The organism is Streptomyces sp. NPDC005752, assembly GCF_040630715.1.
GTDB lineage: Bacteria > Actinomycetota > Actinomycetes > Streptomycetales > Streptomycetaceae > Streptomyces.
In genome coordinates this window covers 1-1,688 of record NZ_JBEXYB010000097.1, presented here as the reverse complement: position 1 = coordinate 1,688, position 1,688 = coordinate 1, and the positions used below count along the sequence as shown (strand labels likewise).

Below are 1,688 nucleotides of genomic sequence, written 5' to 3'. Positions count from 1 at the left end.
GCCAACACCATCAGTCTGTACCCGCGACGACGGGCCAGGAAGGACCTGTCTTCCTGGGTGCCACACACCCATGTTCCACTCGGATCCGTGGGTGGGCCGGCCCACCCACGGTGTCCCCTACAGGTCCTTGATCTGCGAGTCGCCGACGGCGAGAGCCAGTTCGGGGCCGTAGGCGGAGGAAGGCGACTGGAAGCCGGGCGTGAAGGAGCCGGTCAGCACGCGGCGGGCGATCTCCACGGAGGACAGCTGGGTGAACCGGTAGCCGGTCGGTGTGTCGATCAGGGAACGGACCACGCTGCCGTCCCGGCCGGTGACCTCGGCCACGACCTTGCTGCGTCCCACCTCCCGCTCCTGGGCGGTAGGGCCGTCGGGCAGCGTCGAGAGGTCCAGGTCGATGGGGAGCGGCTGCCCGACCTGCACGTACACCTCGATCGAGGGGACGCCCGTGGCGTAGTGGCTGGTGATCAGGTCGCCCATGGACACGGATACGCACTCTTCCGGACCGTCGTCACCGAAGTCGAACGAGGCGGCCTTGGGCTCCGGCAGCGCGACGATGTCCCCGTCCTTGCGGACCAGCACGCCCAGGTCACCGATGCCCTCGGTGGCGCTGACGATGGACCCGCGGGAGAAGAGATTCAAGCCCTCCGACTCCTCGGGGGTCGCGCTGAGGAGCTTGAGCGCCAGGCGCAGACCGATGGGCTCGTCGACGCGTGCCGCAGCATGGGCGGCCACGCAGTCGCTGGGCACGACGTCCCAGCCGGCGCCGGACATGACCATCACGCCGGCTGCCGCGGCCTCGGCGTGCCGGGAACGCGCGGTGGCGAACACGTCGTATTCGGCGGTGGTGTCGAGGTAGTGCACACCCTTGTCGATGCAGGCGTCCATCAGCGGGCCCGCGGTGCGCTGGAAGGGGCCGGCAACGTTCAGGACCACGGTGATGCCGTCGAGCGCGTCTCGCAGGAGTGCGGGGTCATCGACCGTGAATGCCCGGCTGTCGACACCGAGTTCCTCACCGAGTGCCTTGACGCGCTCCTGGTTGCGGCCGGCCACGACGACGTCGAGGCCCGACTCCTTGGCGTGCTCGGCGACGAGCTTCCCGGTGTAACCGGTGGCTCCGTAAACCAGCAGGCGGGGGGTGGCTGACATGATGCGCTCCCATGAACAGGTAATGAGGTGGGACTGCGGGAAAGGCCCGTCCCGAGCGGTGACTCGCTCGGCGCTGTGTGCCTCGCATCCAGGCTAGGAGCAGATCCGGACACATACGGTCCTGGTCTCTCACCGGTCACCGCGTGACCCGCCCGGTCGTCACGAGCGGCTCGTCACGGCTGCTCGTCGGCTCCCTGCCGACCCGCTTCGTTCCCTCGGTACAGAGCGTCGAGCCGGGCGAGCAGCGCCTCGCGAACGGAGTCGGGGGACAGCACCTCCAGCGGCGTGCGCAGGCTCAGGAGGTAGCCGGCGAGCTGGTCGGGGTCGGACCCGCCGATGCTGATGACCGTCGTGTTCGGCCCGTCGGGTTCATGGGTGGCGACGATGGGTGCCACCAGGCGCCGGGCGTCGTCGTAGGACAGCGGAAGACGGACGCGGGCGAAGAAAGGATATCCGGTGCGGGTGATGGTGTCGGAGACCAACTGCGCGGCGTCCGGGGCATCCGGCACCTCGACCACCTCCCCGGTGGACTCGACCTCCAC

Annotated in this window: 2 protein-coding genes; both read right to left on the bottom strand. The window is 69.3% G+C overall.

Going from position 1 to position 1,688, the window contains the following annotated elements; translation table 11 throughout:
* Positions 1 to 117: 117 nt before the first annotated feature.
* Entirely contained in the window at positions 118 to 1,146 is a 1,029-nt protein-coding gene (locus tag ABZ441_RS33525) for a saccharopine dehydrogenase NADP-binding domain-containing protein (RefSeq protein ID WP_356842840.1), read from the bottom strand.
* Positions 1,147 to 1,319: 173 nt separating this feature from the next.
* Positions 1,320 to 1,688 (bottom strand): WYL domain-containing protein (locus tag ABZ441_RS33520; protein ID WP_358981191.1); only part of this gene is annotated, 369 nt, incomplete at its 5' end.

Coding starts and splice junctions, on each gene's coding strand:
- ABZ441_RS33525 (WP_356842840.1), bottom strand. CDS start 1,146: ATGTCAGCCACCCCCCGCCTGCTGGTTTACGGAGCCACCGGTTACACC.